This is a genomic window from Candidatus Aegiribacteria sp., assembly GCA_021108005.1.
GTDB lineage: Bacteria > Fermentibacterota > Fermentibacteria > Fermentibacterales > JCC-6 > Aegiribacteria.
On sequence record JAIORS010000013.1, the window covers coordinates 79,089 to 95,602 of the forward strand.

Annotated in this window: 21 protein-coding genes; 13 read left to right on the forward strand and 8 right to left on the reverse strand. The window is 46.1% G+C overall.

All coding sequences use genetic code 11. The features are described 5' to 3' along the window. Positions 1 to 90: 90 nt before the first annotated feature. The 8 genes from K8S15_01010 (at position 91) to K8S15_01045 (ending at position 4,822) form a co-directional block, all read left to right on the forward strand. On the forward strand, positions 91 to 507 hold the full coding sequence (locus K8S15_01010; protein MCD4774612.1) for a hypothetical protein: 417 nt from the start codon (positions 91 to 93) through the stop codon (positions 505 to 507). Between the two features lie 9 nt (positions 508 to 516). Further along, positions 517 to 1,308: a GNAT family N-acetyltransferase gene (locus K8S15_01015; protein ID MCD4774613.1), complete on the forward strand. Its 792-nt coding sequence runs from the start codon at positions 517 to 519 to the stop codon at positions 1,306 to 1,308. 172 nt (positions 1,309 to 1,480) lie between these two features. Continuing rightward, a complete protein-coding gene (locus tag K8S15_01020; protein ID MCD4774614.1) occupies positions 1,481 to 2,206 on the forward strand; it encodes a radical SAM protein in 726 nt (241 codons plus the stop codon). Between the two features lie 129 nt (positions 2,207 to 2,335). After that, positions 2,336 to 3,097: a GNAT family N-acetyltransferase gene (locus K8S15_01025; protein ID MCD4774615.1), complete on the forward strand. Its 762-nt coding sequence runs from the start codon at positions 2,336 to 2,338 to the stop codon at positions 3,095 to 3,097. A gap of 52 nt (positions 3,098 to 3,149) precedes the next feature. Next, positions 3,150 to 3,668 (forward strand): GrpB family protein, encoded by a 519-nt coding sequence (locus tag K8S15_01030; protein ID MCD4774616.1) that lies wholly within the window; start codon positions 3,150 to 3,152, stop codon positions 3,666 to 3,668. 220 nt (positions 3,669 to 3,888) lie between these two features. After that, positions 3,889 to 4,275, forward strand: coding sequence for a hypothetical protein (locus K8S15_01035; protein ID MCD4774617.1), 387 nt, complete (start codon positions 3,889 to 3,891; stop codon positions 4,273 to 4,275). 66 nt (positions 4,276 to 4,341) lie between these two features. Continuing rightward, positions 4,342 to 4,497, forward strand: a complete 156-nt coding sequence (locus K8S15_01040) for a hypothetical protein (GenBank protein MCD4774618.1) — start codon at positions 4,342 to 4,344, stop codon at positions 4,495 to 4,497. 142 nt (positions 4,498 to 4,639) lie between these two features. After that, positions 4,640 to 4,822 carry a hypothetical protein gene (locus K8S15_01045; GenBank protein MCD4774619.1) on the forward strand — a complete coding sequence of 61 codons (183 nt, stop codon included), beginning with the start codon at positions 4,640 to 4,642 and terminating at the stop codon, positions 4,820 to 4,822. 13 nt (positions 4,823 to 4,835) lie between these two features. Here K8S15_01045 and K8S15_01050 read toward each other — a convergent pair whose 3' ends face one another. Beyond that, positions 4,836 to 5,891 (reverse strand): hypothetical protein, encoded by a 1,056-nt coding sequence (locus tag K8S15_01050; protein MCD4774620.1) that lies wholly within the window; start codon positions 5,889 to 5,891, stop codon positions 4,836 to 4,838. 226 nt (positions 5,892 to 6,117) lie between these two features. Between K8S15_01050 and K8S15_01055 the strand changes: the two genes are divergently transcribed. Then, the gene (locus K8S15_01055; GenBank protein ID MCD4774621.1) at positions 6,118 to 6,528 is read left to right on the forward strand and encodes a class I SAM-dependent methyltransferase; all 411 of its coding nucleotides are present in this window, start codon (positions 6,118 to 6,120) and stop codon (positions 6,526 to 6,528) included. Between the two features lie 169 nt (positions 6,529 to 6,697). On the opposite strand, the gene K8S15_01060 is transcribed toward K8S15_01055, so the two are convergent. The 3 genes from K8S15_01060 to K8S15_01070 all read right to left on the reverse strand — a co-directional run bounded on the left by K8S15_01060 (position 6,698) and on the right by K8S15_01070 (position 8,977). Next, the gene (locus tag K8S15_01060; GenBank protein ID MCD4774622.1) at positions 6,698 to 7,132 is read right to left on the reverse strand and encodes a hypothetical protein; all 435 of its coding nucleotides are present in this window, start codon (positions 7,130 to 7,132) and stop codon (positions 6,698 to 6,700) included. A 739-nt stretch (positions 7,133 to 7,871) separates the two neighbouring features. Next, complete coding sequence (locus K8S15_01065; protein ID MCD4774623.1) at positions 7,872 to 8,708, reverse strand: T9SS type A sorting domain-containing protein; 837 nt, start codon at positions 8,706 to 8,708, stop codon at positions 7,872 to 7,874. A gap of 74 nt (positions 8,709 to 8,782) precedes the next feature. Then, a complete protein-coding gene (locus K8S15_01070; protein ID MCD4774624.1) occupies positions 8,783 to 8,977 on the reverse strand; it encodes a hypothetical protein in 195 nt (64 codons plus the stop codon). A 509-nt stretch (positions 8,978 to 9,486) separates the two neighbouring features. Here K8S15_01070 and K8S15_01075 point away from each other — a divergent pair. Both K8S15_01075 and K8S15_01080 read left to right on the forward strand, forming a co-directional pair. Further along, positions 9,487 to 10,524: a hypothetical protein gene (locus tag K8S15_01075; GenBank protein ID MCD4774625.1), complete on the forward strand. Its 1,038-nt coding sequence runs from the start codon at positions 9,487 to 9,489 to the stop codon at positions 10,522 to 10,524. A gap of 47 nt (positions 10,525 to 10,571) precedes the next feature. Further along, positions 10,572 to 10,772 carry a hypothetical protein gene (locus tag K8S15_01080; GenBank protein ID MCD4774626.1) on the forward strand — a complete coding sequence of 67 codons (201 nt, stop codon included), beginning with the start codon at positions 10,572 to 10,574 and terminating at the stop codon, positions 10,770 to 10,772. Positions 10,773 to 10,781: 9 nt separating this feature from the next. On the opposite strand, the gene K8S15_01085 is transcribed toward K8S15_01080, so the two are convergent. Genes K8S15_01085 through K8S15_01095 form a run of 3 tightly spaced genes read right to left on the reverse strand, consistent with a single transcriptional unit; the run spans position 10,782 to position 13,911 of the window. Beyond that, positions 10,782 to 11,390 (reverse strand): DNRLRE domain-containing protein, encoded by a 609-nt coding sequence (locus K8S15_01085; protein MCD4774627.1) that lies wholly within the window; start codon positions 11,388 to 11,390, stop codon positions 10,782 to 10,784. A 35-nt stretch (positions 11,391 to 11,425) separates the two neighbouring features. Continuing rightward, positions 11,426 to 11,656 (reverse strand): hypothetical protein, encoded by a 231-nt coding sequence (locus K8S15_01090; GenBank protein ID MCD4774628.1) that lies wholly within the window; start codon positions 11,654 to 11,656, stop codon positions 11,426 to 11,428. A gap of 41 nt (positions 11,657 to 11,697) precedes the next feature. Continuing rightward, complete coding sequence (locus K8S15_01095) at positions 11,698 to 13,911, reverse strand: hypothetical protein (GenBank protein ID MCD4774629.1); 2,214 nt, start codon at positions 13,909 to 13,911, stop codon at positions 11,698 to 11,700. Between the two features lie 305 nt (positions 13,912 to 14,216). On the opposite strand from K8S15_01095, the gene K8S15_01100 reads away from it, so the two are divergent. Next, positions 14,217 to 14,723 carry a hypothetical protein gene (locus K8S15_01100; GenBank protein ID MCD4774630.1) on the forward strand — a complete coding sequence of 169 codons (507 nt, stop codon included), beginning with the start codon at positions 14,217 to 14,219 and terminating at the stop codon, positions 14,721 to 14,723. 184 nt (positions 14,724 to 14,907) lie between these two features. Then, a complete protein-coding gene (locus tag K8S15_01105; protein ID MCD4774631.1) occupies positions 14,908 to 15,711 on the forward strand; it encodes an adenylate/guanylate cyclase domain-containing protein in 804 nt (267 codons plus the stop codon). A 57-nt stretch (positions 15,712 to 15,768) separates the two neighbouring features. Here K8S15_01105 and K8S15_01110 read toward each other — a convergent pair. Next, on the reverse strand, positions 15,769 to 16,514 hold a 746-nt coding region (locus tag K8S15_01110), incomplete at its 5' end, for a hypothetical protein (protein MCD4774632.1).

Here is a 16,514-nt window from a genome sequence, read left to right on the forward strand (position 1 = left end):
AATCAGATTAATAGTATTAGAGACATCGGTACAAATATCCAGGTACTGAGATAAGTAGCAGTTACGTAATCATTGCAGGGTTGGATAAAAATGAAAATAACGAAATTTCAAACACCATTATTCTTTCTGCTGGCATTATCCTGTCCAGGTAACCTTCAAGCCTATGAAATACAGATTGAAACAGGGCCTGCTACTGATGCAGGACCGAATACTTTCCCGACCGAGAATCCTCCCGGGGAAGGCGAAACCTTGATGTCCTGGCTGGAAGGGGAAATAGAGATAGCGAGAATACTGATTGGCACTCCATACATGAATTCAAATCAGGTTGAATTTACTGAAGAGTACGTGCAGGACCGTTTTGAGAATTCTATTTGTGTAAATTCCAGGATGGATGAATGGCATTATGCGCCTCTAACAATGGGTACGGTATATTTTACTAATGGTGACAGAATCAATTTCATAATGTACCTGTCAGGCATATCGATTTCAGGTAACTTATTTGAGTAAGAGTGGACTATGGAAATTGTTGATTTAACAGAAGAGTACGAGGGCAATTACTTCGTTTGTCTCGAAGACTGGTCAGACGAAATAAAGGAAGCCGGAAATCGTAAGGAACTCTGGTATCGAAAAATGAAAGATAAGGGGCTACGTGTTAAACTGGCTCTTAATGATGAGGCAAAACCAGTCGGTATGATTCAATATCTCCCAATCGAATACTCTTTTGTAAAAGGCAGCGAATTGTATTTCATCCTGTGTATCTGGGTCCACGGATACAAAAAAAAGGGAGTTGGGGATTATCGGAAACAGGGAATCGGCAAGGCGCTGATAACGGCAGCGGAAGATGACGCAAAGAAGAGAGGCGCGAAAGGGCTAGTTGCCTGGGGAGTGCCTATACCGGTTTTCATGAGAGCTTCCTGGTTCAAAAAGCAGGGATACGTTCAAGTAGACAAAGAAGGCTTCCTCGGTCGGGTTCTACTGTGGAAACCTTTTTCAGATGACGCTGTTCCGCCAGAATGGATCGAAGGCAGGAAAGAGCCGGAATTGGAACATGACAAAGTAACTGTAACAGGATTCATCAACGGATGGTGTCCCGCTTACAACATGGTTTTTGAAAGGGCGAAACGGGCTTCCTCAGAACTTGGAGACCAGGTTGTTTTTCATGAGATAAATACTTTTGATAAAGAAGTTTTTGACGAATGGGGCATTTCTGATTCGATATTCATCAACAGAAAAAAACTCAATACCGGACCGCCTCCATCCTATCAGAAAATAAAGAAGAGAATATCAAAAGCATTGAAAAATGTATGAAAGTAATTTACCGCCTCGAAATCTATTTGGCCGCGCTGTGTGTAATCGGGTCGGTTAGGTTGATCAGGTGCGAACATGATTTCAGAAAGAATTCTATGCGATGGTAAAAGCTAATATCTGCTCGCATCGACCTGTTCTTCAACCTTGCGCCCTGGAAGGTTATTCTTTTCAATTGGATCCTTATATCGGCTGTGAGCATCACTGCTATTACTGTTACGCTCTTAACGAGGCTGAGACAGATTGGGCCAGGGAGATACAGATACACCAGGACATTCGCGCCCAGCTCAGTAATGAAATTTCGTCTATTGATACCCAGCCAGTTTACATAGGCTGGAATTCTGATGCTTATCAGCCTTTAGAGGCTGATTACCAACAGACCAGACAGGCACTGGAATTACTCGCAGAACGCAGGTTTCCGGTTTGTGTGCTGACTAAATCCGACCTGGTGGTGAGGGACATGGACTTATTTAAACGCATGTCCGGTTCATCGGTGGGGATCTCGATAGCCTTTCAAAACGACCATGACAGAGAACTGTTCGAAGCTTCTGCACCGTCAAACAGGGAGAGGGTTGAAGCGCTGATACGGTTGCATGAGGAAGGTATCGAAACGTATACGCTGATCTGCCCGGTGATGCCATTCATTACTGATGTGGGAAAACTTGTCAGCCTGGTCGAGCCGTATTCGGACACGATCTGGATTTACCCTTTGAGCCTGGATACCTTCGAAGACCGCAACTGGCAGAACATACGGCAGATACTGCAGGAACATTATCCTGATATGGCGAAGAAATACATAGAGATTGCTTTCAATTCCGATCATGCCTATTGGACACGATTGCGGTCAGAATTAAATTTGTTACAGCAGCAGACACGGCCGGAATTGAGAATCGAAGTGTGAAGATCAATATGTTTTTATGTTTCGTGCAGTCACGCTGCTTAACGATTCGTTCAAACGGACTCCGGACGCAGTGCGGGCACCGCTGATGCGCGAGTTTAGATAAGAATGGAATTCAAAGAGGAGAAATCAATGATCAGCTTCGATCAATACTACCTTGAATACCTTGGCGTTCATACGGAACGACTGAAGGTAGGACATCGAGTCTTTCCGTGTGAAAGAAGAGCCGGAACATTTGCTTTCTTCTATGCACAGCATCTGATCTCAACGGTAATTAATGGCGATGTAGTATTCTCCGTTGCTCCGGAGTTTGCTCCCGCCTTTGAGATTCAACGTACGCTCCTTACAGACAACGCTGTTAATAAGGACCTGCTGAGAATGATCGACGATACTTTCTTTGATTTTCTTCCAGTCCTGCTCTACAGCACCAGGCTTATGAAGCGAATGACACTGGATAAGGGAGAACTGGTTAAACAAAAAACGAAGATCAAGGTTGATGTTCTATCTGAATCGGATAAAGCCAGGTTCATTTCCCGCTGGATTATCAGAGGAAAGAGATCTATTGAGTATCTATGGAACGCAAGATTAAAAGCTGTTCGTGCCGGCAGGTACTTCACCGCTTTTGAGAAGGATGAAATCGCCTCTTCAGCATACATATCGGATATTGATTACCTGGGCGCGAATATTACGGTAGGAACGAATTCCAAATTCAGGAGAAAAGGGTATGGAAAAGCCGTCGTCAGCCATGCGATTGAATGGTGCTTCTCGCATGGATATCGACCGATATACCTGGTAGATATTAACAACGAACCATCGATCAAGCTGGCCGAGAGCCTGGGGTTCAGAGAGATGTCACGGGAAGTTGTCGTATCATCATGCAAAGAAGTTCATTAGCGCTGCTTCACTGCAGGCCTGTCATTCACATTTCTGGCAGAGGTAAATGAGAATGAAAAAACGAATTATCCAGGTAGTTGCTTACAATTCGAAATGGCCGGATCAATTTCGAATTGAGAGCAGGGCTTTATCAGATATACTCTCTAAAGAAATCGTGCACATTCACCACATTGGAAGTACCGCTGTTCCTGGATTGGCGGCAAAACCGATAATAGATATTCTGTTGGAAGTGAAAGACGTAAATGCTCTGGATAGTTACAATTCTGAAATGGAAGAATCAAGCTACATTCCAAAAGGCGAATACGGTATACCGGGAAGACGGTTTTTCATAAAGGGCCAATTCGACCGGACACACAACATTCATGCATTTAACAATGGTTCGTATGGCGCGATAAGGCATATTGCCTTTCGTGACTACCTCATCGCGCATCCCCTGATAGCCGGGGAGTATGGTGATTTGAAGCTGAGATGTGCACGTATGTGTGATAACGATGTCGATAAGTACTGCGATATGAAGCATGATTTCGTAAAGTATTATGAAGAAGAAGCAATGCAGTGGAAGCAGTATTAAGCTATGGCTGCAAACTATGGCAAATGCCGGTGAACTGGAGGTTATTTCTGTTTTACAAAGGCTATTTGCGTTTTAAGGCTGTTCAACCTGTCAATCCGCCTGGCTGGTTTTTCACTGCGCTTCACACCGGCATATGATTCGGGATAAATGAATGGACATAAGCAGTAATCGGGCCCGTAAGAATCGTACAATTGCCTCAACTTCATTGTTGGGAGGAAGAATGAAATTGAACATCGTGGTAATAGTAGTAATGCTCTCAATCACTCTGAGCGCGTTCGCCGCTGAGGAACCTCTTTTCCCCGATGGTGTGAATCAAATCCTGGGTCGAATTCAACCCGACATGAGTGAGGCGCAAGTCGAGGAAACCGTGAAATTCTATTATCCGGATGCCGTTCTCACTCTGGGTACATGGTCCGGCCAATCGGGATATGTGGAATTCAAGCTGACATCTCGTTACTCCATTTCCATTGCGGAGTACAACGATCCCGACAATTTCGATTACCGTTTCGTACATGCCGACATGATTCTGTATGTGTTCGATTGGGAACTTAATCAAAGAATCAACATCTCATTTCACAACTGGGATGATGAAACGATAAATGACTGAGGAAAAACCTCCGAACCAGTTGCCACACCCGATAGAGGATACTACCCAACCAGTCGGATGCAATCAGTGGCTAAGCCCATAAAAGCTGATGATACAAACGGTCGAAAGACCCTGAGTGAATTCATATCAAGGCCTCCGCCTGAGCCACTTGAACGTGTCTGCGAACCATGCGCGGACTACGTTCCATGGCAGGACGATGTTCCTGAAATAGAGGTTGGGTAAGTTGTCAGCGATCCGGCTTCAGGGGAAACGTACATCCTGATTCTGAGTTTCTGGTACATATCTGCTTGCAACGATCTTTGACTGGCGGTTTCTCAAGTCGTATGGTCAGTTTCAGGCAGGAATCGGAGGTTTATTACGACGATTGGGCTGCTTTGCAAGCAAATCAAGAGATTGCGGAAAATCCACTTTCCTATTGTTCGTAAGCAGACTGGTTTCCTACAACTGCACAAGCCACATTATTGAGAATCAGCTCGATCTGAGGGGTTACCCTGTTGACCTCGAAATATGTCCCGGCGGGATGCTGCTGGCTCTTACTGCTGAATAGAAAAGGGGTCAAATCACTGTGTGATAATCCCAAGGGCAGCATCAAAAACCGGGTCCACCCCGGCTTCAAGATCAGCCTCGGAAACCGGGATGAAAATGTCGGGAGCTATTCCTGAATTGAGAATGAGGGTAGTGTCTGGGGAATAGGTGACCATTTCTGGTATTTCAATGGTGCAACCGTTAGTAAGATTGAATGAAACGGCAGGATTGGCAAAACCCGCTGTGGTATCCCCAATAACGGTAACATGCTGCTGAGTTCTGAGAAGCAGAACCAGCTGCTCGGCTGCTCCCTGGGTACCTCTGCCCGTGAGAAGAACGATGGGCTCAGTATACTGCCAGGAAGCGTTTCTACTCGCCAGTACTCCCCGCATCTCTCCCATATCGTTTCTTCCCGGACCTGTCCTGAAAACTTCGTAATAACCCAGCTCTCTTACTTTAATAAACCTGCCGCAGGCGGTGTATGCATTGTATGCAGAACCGCTTTCACTGCACATGCGGAGATCCAGAATGAGACCTCTGCAATCTTTAATCACATATGTCATATTATAAAATGAACTTATACCGTATCCATCACCCAGATCGCTTATGTACATATAACCTAAGGTATCGTAATTAGTCGGCTTGAACGTTATTGCTCCGTAGGCATGAAAGACTACAACGGTATCCGGGGAGTAACTCTCAATGTAACGTCTCCAGACTTCGTAAGTCCAGTTAACGAAAGCACCCTGGTTCCAGCTCTCCAGCCGGGTTCCCACTGAATTCCGAATAGACAGATTCTGATCTTCGAGTTCACCCATGAGTTCAAGGCAAAGATCAAAAAGCTCGGTTTCGTTCTTGAGGTTCTCTGCCGCTGATTTGTATGTCTGTAACGACTGGTCCCAGTCCACGTCCTCCTTCGCGAAAAAGCAGGCGTAGTGACTGTTCACCATATCCCACATAAGATGGTACTCGGAGAAAAGTGAATCCGGCTCACCAACGCAGTAAGGTCCCGGAAGACAGCCGGAAATACCGGAAATAAGAAGAGCAATTCCTATGGATACAGCAAGTGATGCGTATTTTGATGTTCGCATTATCGTCCTCCGATTCCGCTGTTTTCAGAGGTTTTTTTCATAATAACCTTATCTGCTTGAATATAGATAATATCCAGCATTACAATAGTAATTGTTTACTGATAAGTATAACTATAAAGTAAAGTAATTCAAGAGTGAGTGCCTGAATAGCTTCTCAAACCCTGTCTGGTGTTTTACGATTTCCGTGTGCATCGTCTGAAGAATCAACGATAGAAAGGTTGTACTTATGGAAAACTACAAAGCCGAAACTTACGGTGACCGAATAGCTGATACTTACGATAACTGGTACAGTTCTCCCGAGGAGTCCTCGATTACGCTGCTGAGTGATTTGGCGTATCGCGGCCGCACACCGGAGCTGGGAATAGGAACGGGCCGCATCGCTCTGCCATTGAAAGAAAAGGGAATCGACATCCACGGAATAGACGCGTCCACCTCCATGGTTAAGAAGCTCCGCGCGAAACATCACGGTAGAGCTATTCCGTTTACATTAGGGGACTTCTCAATGGTTTCCGTTGAAGGCAAGTACGATTTGATATTCGTTGTTTTCAACACTTTTTTCTCCCTGACAACGCAGGAAGCACAGCTGGAATGTCTTAAGAACGTTGCCCCCCTCCGATATCCTGAGTCCGGAGGTTAATGACAAAGAACAAATGGTAATCAAGAAAAACAGGGTTGTATCGTTCCTTCTTTCCGGTTCAGCTGATCACGCATTAGATACTCAAGTTTTTCAAGAAGATCATCCCGATCAGACAGATCAGCCTTTCAGATGAGTGCTGAAAATATCCACTCTCATCCCTCAAATACTGCTATTGATGACTACCGGACCAGGATAAAGAATCACTTTCATTATGATGAACGCCGGTACTGTCAAAAGCTCCCGTCGTAGAAAACAATCCTGAAATATCGGTGGGAGGATCAAAAGTACCTTCAAGAGTCATTGTATAGCTGTAGTTTCCGGTACTCAGGCTATCAACCACATGAAAATTGTTATTTGTTATCACCGCATCATCAGGGGTCCAGTGCACCGTATCCGCAGGCAGGCTGATACCCCAGTAAATGAATGCAAACTGAATATCCCCGACCTGATTCCCTTCTACAGTGAAAGTAATGGGTTGACCAATTATTGATCCGGTCCAGGTTCCATCTGAGATTACGGGATCAACGGGTGATGAACTGCCGCACGATGCTGTAATAAAGAACACAAGGATTAAAAGGGATCCAATCAGAATTTGCTTATTCATAATAGTCCTCCTACTTTTTCGGATATAACTGGATTGCGAACTCACAGGATTACTGCCTTCCAGAATTAAGCAATTTACCATAAACAACAATAGTGATAAGAACCACGTTATGTCAAAGTCTTAGCGGGTTGGTGAATGACAGTCCTTACCGGCATTGATACTCAAGAGTGTCTGGGAAATTGTAAGTGTGTGTTCTCCAGTACCGTCATCCATCACCGCAGCAAGTATTCCTCCTTGAATTCATACTGCGGCAACTTCCAGTCAGGTCGTGCTAATTTTGAACACTCAGGTTATCTGATATGGGCAGGTGCGCTGAATAATTGATGTTCCTGGATTAGTATCCAGCAGGGATAATGTCCGAAGTGCGGGGGACAGATGAAGGTCATCTCTTTCATAGAGCAACCGTTTGTCATCAGACGTATCCTGAGACATCTTGATCTCTGAGAAGACCCAAGACCCCCTCCAGAGCAATTGGAACTGGTATGTGAACACGATGCGGATTACATTCCATGGCAAGACGATGTTCCTGAGATAGAGGTTGGGTAATGATTCAAGGATCCGACTTCACGGGAAACGTACATCCGTATGCTGAGTCTCCAGTGCATATCTGCCGGCAACGATCTTTGACTGGCGATTTCTCAGGTGGTATTGTCAGTTTCAGGCAAGAATCGGAGGTTTATTGCGACGATTGGGCTGCTTTGCAAGCAAATCAAGAGATTGCGGAAAATCCACTTTCCTACTATTCCAGAATCACCACTTTCCGCAAGTCGGTCGCACAATCTGATTCCAGTCTGACAAAATATATTCCGGAAGTGAATTCGTTCATTATGAATGAATGGCTGCCCTGCTGCAATTCTCCTTCAAATGCTGTTCTTATCAGTTTTCCGGCAAGATCATACATGCGAAGATATACGAAAGATTCGGATGATAAGAGATTCACATTTACTGTAACTGAGCCGAACGATGGATTTGGTGTTATCGAAAGAGCTTCATATTGATCGCCACTGGAAAAAGGATCTTCTATTCCTCCGGGATACCATCCTTCTATCTGAACCCATTCCAGTTCCGGTGTAACACTTGAATCCGTAGTATTCAGATTGGCTCTGTACTGGATAAGCAGAATCGTGTCAGGCAGAATGGCGCCGAGGAAAGTCCCCGATTCCGTTATCGGATCGGTCCATTCTCCCATAGTTTCCGGAGTCATACCTGTTCTCAGCTGAAAACTGACTGATGTGTTCACAGGTTCATTTGAAATCCATTCAATATTGCCCCATGCGATTTCCCAGTCTGTTCCCATCGGCATCCACACAAGAGAGGATTCAAGAGTCCCGGTATCCGGGAAATCCAAGTTTGCCGGGAGACCGGATTCAGAGAGGTTGTGCTGTGCCCTCTCGAATTCCAGAGATATTTTACCTGTCGTTGACCAGTTTATCTGCTGGCTGATCCAGAAAGCATTATAGAAATCGTACTGGGGTCCCTGCTCTCCAGGGCCTCCGGACCAGTCTGTCTGTTCCAGCCATTGACCCGTTACTGAAAAACAGAAAACAAGTATCAGTAAAATAAGTGACAGCTTCATTTGTTACCTTCTTCTTTCTAAATACAGAAACAATTATCTACCATTATTGAGAATACATAACCTGTGATCGCAGGTCAATGAAACTCATATAGAATAAAATCACTTCCAGGGAGATAGTTATTCGGAGAGGTTACCGTATCCTGCGTCCAGCCATATTCGAATCCAAGAGACAGGAGTACTTTCTCGATTTCTGAATACTCCTGCGTTTTGGGCTTTCTGGAAAGAAGGGGATAGTCTTTCGCGTGATGCATTGAATTATACTGAGACATCAGACGCATCCTGAAACATCTTGATCTCTGAGAAGACCCAAGACCCCCTCCAGAGCAACTGGAACTGGTATATGAACACGATGCGGATTACATTCCATGGCAAGACGATGCTCCTGAAATAGAGGTTGGGTAATAATTCAAGGATCCGACTTCAGTGGGGACTTACATCCGTATGCTGAGTCTCCAGTGCATATCTGCCGACAACGATCTTTGACTGGCGGTTTCTCAGGTGGTATGGTCAGTTTCAGGAAGGAATCGGAGGTTTATTGCGACGATTGTACTGCTTTGCAAGCAAATCAAGAGATTGCGGAAAATCCACTTTCCTACTATTGAAACAGCCGGAATCAAATTCGAGGAAACACATTCAAATCCTGTACGGGGTGATTTCAATAAAGCTTTTTGTTCCAGGTAATCCGGCAGCAGTCGCTGAATCATAAGGCTTTCCCGGATCAGTATCAGTTATCGGTCACTGATACTCATTGATGAACAATATGGACGGGGAGTATTCTATGACTAAGCGGCTGCTGATACTTATACATGTTTATCTTCTTTTACTGATCGGCTGCGGTGAAGATTCGACAGGACCCTCCGATCCACTTGAATCCTGGTTCCAGCAACCCAATGACGTGATAGTTTTCATGTCCAAAGCGGATTCACAGGAGGGAGAGCTCTACGTATTGAATAAGAGTGGTGAGATCACACGACTAACCCACAATTCCCTGCACGAGAATAATCCAGCACTTTCCCGTGACGGGACAATGATAGCTTATCAGGCAGGCCAGGAAAACAATCAACTTACATGGGAACTCTATACTGCCGATATATCCGGTGGGGGAGTCACGCGCCTGACCAACAACGGAGTAATCGATGCGCACCCCGACTGGGGACCAGGAGACAGCTTACTTGTTTTCGGTTCATTCAGGAACGAGTTTGGAGCCCCTGCTGGAGCTGCTGATATTTACACGATAAAGACGGATGGTACAGATCTGACGCAGCTCACTACTTCGGTATGGGAGGATAACGATCCTGAATGGTCACCTGACGGCTCTATGATCACCTTCAAGTCAAATCGAGATAGTCAGCAGTCTGCTCGTGAGGAGATCTTCGTCATGAACGCCGATGGAACCGGGCAAAATAGACTGACATCAACAGTTGGATGTGAGTCGGATCATGACCCAAGTTGGAGTCCTGACAGCAGGAGTATAGTCTTCAGCCACTATGCCGGATCAAGGCTCTGGATCGAAATGACTGATCCCGAAGTCTTTGCATCCTCATGGGACGAGTTTATTCCCTGGAATGTACGAAGTGTTGATCTCAATGGAAATATTGAGGAATTGACAAATGTGGAGTATGCCGCAGGGCTTCCCGTGTTCTCCCGGGACGGAGCCAGCATTCTATTTCTGAGGATGGGCTTCATCTTGAATCCTGCGGAATATCTGATTGGAATGGACCACCGACTGATTCTGATAGACGCATCCGGAGGCAACGGGGAGCAGCTCATTCCGGACGACGAACATACTCCCACTCTGGAATACTTCGACTGGTAGCACGGGGACACAGCAGAAAAGTCTACTGATTCTTGGGATAAAATTGCATGAAAACAACATTGATTCTGTTTTTTCTGATAACTGTATCCACCTCCTGGTGCCAGATTGAGTATCCGCCGATCGCGGGTGACCTGCTGAAGCATTGGAATACTGCTGGCTCTTCGTGTTCTGCAGATGTATGGGATGCTGATTCCATCGAACTTCCAAACGGCATCGATGAAAGACCGTTCCTCATACTCCAGACGTAGAAGACATCACTAATTAAATAGAGACTTTATCCTGCCGAAAGTTGTGGATTCAAGGGAAGACGGTACATACTCCAACACCAGCTCCGGATCAACCGTACCCTCCTTCGTTCTCATAGAAAATCCCGCATAGTCTGTATCGTCCTGATATATTTGAAAGCCGTAATTAGGATCAGTCCCATCCACAATATCCTGAACCCAACCCGTTACATCGATTTCCCACCATTCAAAAAGGATTGATGGTGCAGTTATGGGGACATACTCAGCAAAACCAGGTTTGTTATTCCAGGTTACAGTCAACTCGTCCCAATCAGCGTTGTTCCGGGAAATATTGATTTCATCCGTCGGGAAATCACCCCATGAGGTAAAAACCATTAACCGTATAGTAGCGTTATTGATAGTCGCCCCTGAATACGGCGACAGGTCGAATTTTATTAGAGAATTTCTCCAATACCCGGATGAAATACAACCAACCTGGAAATTTTGTTCAGAGCCTCTATTAGTACCGGGCGTGTCCTGCCACACATCGGCGTCATCAGTCGGGTAGAGCGTATCCTGGTTAGCAATCGCAATGCTTGTGAATATGACCAGAATGAAGACTGTCAAAAATGTTTTCTTCATTATGAATTACACCTCCAAAATATGTTTAACTCATATCAACATATGTAGGACAATAGATCAGGCACTCGCTGTACTTCATCGATTATACCGCCATCGGGGCATTCCGCAAAGAAACTGCGTGGATCTTCGGCGGCCATGCGACGCACGTCCGGATACTGAAGGACACTATAGGCCTTCTCCGGGAAAGTCATCTGAACAAATGTTGTCTTGCCGGACTGCCTGGGACGCGGAAGACCTTCGGGGGAATGGCCAACTGGAATCCTCATGTGCATGCCCTGATCACTGACACCTGCTGACTGATAGCCGATTAATCAGTAGAGAGAACCCACTTCACAGCGGTTTCAAGCAATTCGTCACGACCGGCCTGAAGACCGGATACTGTTGGATTCACAAACACATCGGGAATGATTCCAACCCTCTGGGTTTCAGTGCTGTCGGGGTTATAAACCCCGAGTCCGGTGAATCTGCTGTACATTCCCCCGGGGAGATAAAAATTAACGATATTTCCGTCAGCTCCGCATGTGGCGTGACCGAACACCCTGGCCTCAGGAGCAAGTCTCCATGCCATTGCATGAAACTCACCGCAGCTTGCTGTGCCCTCATCTACAATCACAGCTACTCTACCGGTATATGGATCTGGATCACCTCCACCGGCAATGCCCGGTTCGTCCCAGTAAAAAGAACCCGGATTGTCGGAATCACATCTTGAAAACAGTACAAAAGGTGTCGGTTCGGGAATAATGTAGCTGGCCACATCGAAAAGAGGCATGTCGCAAGGATAGTTTCTTAGATCCAGTACCAGCCCGCAGGTCTCTCGAAAAGCTTCTTTCAAACCGGGAACATCAGAACGCAACAGAGTACCGAGATGAACATAGCTGATGTTTTCATCCATGATGGAATATGCGGTTTCGCCTGTGGCAGGGACCTCACAATATTTTCTGTCTATCTCCTCCACAGGAACCCTTGTCATTGTCACTTCAGTGATCTGATTACCACGGGATATCTCAAGCAGCGTGGAATTTGTGTTGCCGCGAAGCAGGTATCGTCCCATTATGTTTAGCAGCGATCCCTCGTTGGAGCCGTGTGCATACGGCCTCAGTTTCCCGGCTATTTCGGAGAGTGGTATTCTGTCACAGGACAGGATAACATCACCGACCCGAACAGGTGATTCCTCGGCGGAAGGATGAGTATAGCCGTCCACCACCCAGCTGCCATCAATATGGTAAAGGTGCAGGGGGGTTGCGTATTCACCCAGAAACCCTGCAAAAGCTTCAGGTTCGACTAGAAGGCTGGCATGGGAATCTCCTAATGAAACGAAAAGCTGCTGCACTGCCAGTTGATACTCAAGAGGACTTCCTGCAGCGATGAAGGAAGGAAGACTTATCCTGATCTGATCCGACCAGATATTGTTTGTTGCATACCTGTAGGGAAAATAGTACTCGATCATTCCCCAGTACCGATACAATGCAAGGAGCCGGAAACCTGTGTCAGGCATAGCCATATCCTTATAGCTTTCCTCAAAAAAGGAAGGAAGCGAAGTGAATCGCACATAGAAGCTGGAGCCCTGATGCCTTCCGGTGTATACGGTCTCAAGGGCTGAGGCAAGAGTAACGCCCAGCTCTGAGTGATCAATCCAGGACAGGTCTGTGGCGAGGCGAACTTCATCCGGGTTGATATCAACGCATTCATGGGGCTCAATCGGTGAAAGATCGTCAAGCAACCCAAGCAGTGCCTGCTCCCGTTCCTCGAAAGTTGAAGCCTGAAGAACACTGGGCATCGTCCTGAACAGCTCGTAATCCCAGTTTACTTCCCCGCGACAGATATGAGGATGGTGGTACTTCAGAAATACCCATACCTTACCCAGTTGTGCAAGCGACTCCAGCTGGAAAGGGCTCACCTCACCGATTACAATTCCCGAACCGGCATCATACTCATTATCAGCAAGTACAGCAGACTCAGGACGGCTAAGAGCCTCAGTAATGGGCTTACCGTCTACAGATAACTCAAAATCATCGATCCAGATGCTGCCGGGTCCAATGTGATACACACCAAAAGAAAGGGAATCGGCAAAGTTACAGTTTCTCACTGCTATTTCAAAACGCTGCCATTCCGAAATATCGGCTGAATCCTCAATCGCAGTGTAATTGTACTCAAGATAATTTCCCAGGGAATCCTGGAGAAGCATGTAAAATCCTGAAGAGCTTTCTTCATCAAGAAGAGATTTCCTGAAATAGCCGGAAAAAACAATTTCCTCTCCCTGATAAGAAAAGGGAATCTTTTTTAAAAGGTTTCCCATGTATTCACCAGGCTCAACAAAATCAAGTCTGCCCGACCGGGAACCGCTTCGGAATACCGTGGAATCATAAACAAACTCAAAGCCGGCCTCGTTACAGACCCAGTTGAACAGCAGAGAGTCAGCACACTCTGTCTCAAAATCCATGTTGCCTGGCAAATCTGAAACAGCACACACTTCACCATCATTTACAGAAATCAAATACAAAAACACAAGAAAATAAACCACGATCCCCCCTTGATTTAAATCAGAAGCAGAGAATATACAAAATCCTTTGAATTCTCAAATATTTTTGATTAAAAGCACACACAGGTTTCCTATTTACTTCTGCAATAAACCACAGGATGCCTGTTGAATATCAATATCCCTCAATTCCAGGTCAATTATCTCAGAGGAGCTTGCAACGAACATGCGTTCTTGGAAGCGCAGCGGCTTCAGCGTTCACTGCGGCAAGCCCATTAAAGCCTGTGATGCCGATGGTCGTAAGACCCTGAGCGAATAACATATCAAGGGCACCATTCTCCCTTGAGAGGATGAGCTTCAACGAAGGTTCGGACACTGTACTTTACAGGGGAGAGCATTTTCACCCCACTCTTGCCAGGAACTTCAATGTTTCAGATCCCCTGGTATGGATAGCACGGATAACATCTCATGTCCCAAGGAAGGGAGCCAAGCAGGTTATCTATTACGGGTCCTACAGCCAGGCATGGCGTGGCCGTGAACGTCACCAGGATATCTTACCTGCAGCAGCAACCGAAGAGAAATCTGCATCTTCCTGTGATCGTTCCACATGCTCCCGCCGCAGAAGACAGATGTGGGTTGCTCTTCTCAAGAAGGTATGGGACATTGATGTATTGAAGTGTCTGAAGTGCGGGGGACAGATGAAGGTCATCTCTTTCATAGAGCAACCGTTTGTCATCAGACGCATCCTGAAACACTTTATCTCTGGGAAGACCCAAGACCCCCTCCAGAGCCACTGGAACTGGTATGTGAACCCAGTGCGGATTACATTCCATGGCAGGACGATGTTCCTGAAATAGAGGTTGGGTAATAACTCATGGATCCGACTTCAGTGGGGACGTACATCCGTATGTTGAGTCTCCAGTGCATATCTATCGGCAACGATCTTTGACTGCGGGTGTTTCACATCGTATGGTCAGTTTCAGTCTGGAATCGGAGGTTTATTGCGACGATTGGACTGCTTTGTGAACAGGTTGTGGAATTGTGGAAATTCCACTAGATCAACTTTCCTATTGCTCCATGACTTCCTTTTTCTCCGATATCAGAGGATTCACCGGGTTTTCGGAAAAGCTTACACCTGAAGATCTTGTATCACTTCTTAACCGTTACCTTACGATCATGACCGATATTATACTGGAAACAGGCGGCACTGTAGACAAATTCGAAGGTGATGCCATTATCGCATTCTGGGGTGCCCCTCTGCCACTGGAAGATCACGCAGTCAGAGCGTGCTCAGCAGCTCTCAGATGCCATGAAGCCCATGTTGAGATGAACCGACAGTTAATGCTGGAGGGCTACCCTGAAATATTCACGAGAATAGGTCTTTCAACCGGTGACATGGTTGTAGGCAACATGGGTTCATCAAAACGATTCGACTACACCGCCATTGGAAGTACAGTCAACCTTGGCTCAAGGCTTGAGGGTGCCAATAAGGTTTACGATACCTCCATAATGGTTCCCGAAGATACTTTCAAGAATGCCCAAAATCAATTCGTTTTCCGCGAACTGGATACGATCCGCGTTGTCGGTCAGCAGATACCGGTAAAGGTGTACGAACTGAAATGCCGTCGCGATGAAATAACGGATGAACTAGAAACACTTCTCCGCGAGTATTCAAGCGCTCTGGATCTTTACAGAAAAGGTGATTTCAGAGCCGCCGCAGAGAAGTTCTCTTCCGAAGGAGATCCGACATCGATGATAATGGCGCAAAGATGCGGACAAATGATCGAAGAGTACGCTGATGATCCGGATAAATGGGATGGGGTTTTCAATCTCTCGTCGAAATAATCACCATTGAAACCCCGCCTCCCTTTAAGAAGGCGGGGCTTTTAACGACTCTACTAATTAATTCCCCCTCACAACAAAGCTCCCGGTGCTGACTTCGGAACCGATGCTGCACTGAAGAAGGTATACGCCGTTGGGAACAGCTGTTCCGTTATCGGTAAAACCGTCCCAGTGAAGAACACTTCCCGATTCAGCATGACCGCTCCAGATCATGCGGCCGGAAATATCGTAGATCTTCACCGAAGCTTCTTCGGAGTATTCAACAACTGGAATGGCGAACATCCAGCCTTCGTTTTCAACACTGCGGGTGATCTCAGTAGATAAAACCCCTGAATCAGTGCTTCTGCTGCCGTAAACACTGACCTCTGAAAGACCCGAAGCTCCGCATACTCTTACGTAACGAACATCATCTGTACCGCTGCGTGATTCTGTGGCAAATGGATAGAAATCCCTGTCAGAACCGGCTACTTCTATTAACAGAGAAGGTTCAATTAACGGAACAGTCTCAACATTAAGAACGGATTCATCCGTAAGCGAACTTACATCAAGAGAAGTATCTGATATTCTCTCAGAAATAACTGAAGTTACAGTGCATTCCTCACCAAGGTCGATGACAACAGCGTCAGCTCCGGAAGATGGCCTGTAGCGTACTTCAATAGAACCATCGGTCAGACATTCAGGATTACCCTCTGAAGGAACAGCATCGTGCAGTATTGTTGCCGGTACCGTTTCAACCGTTCTTTCACATACAGATGTTCTTTCAGTATCGGAAGATTCGTCCATCTCGATAACCTGTGCTCTGTCCG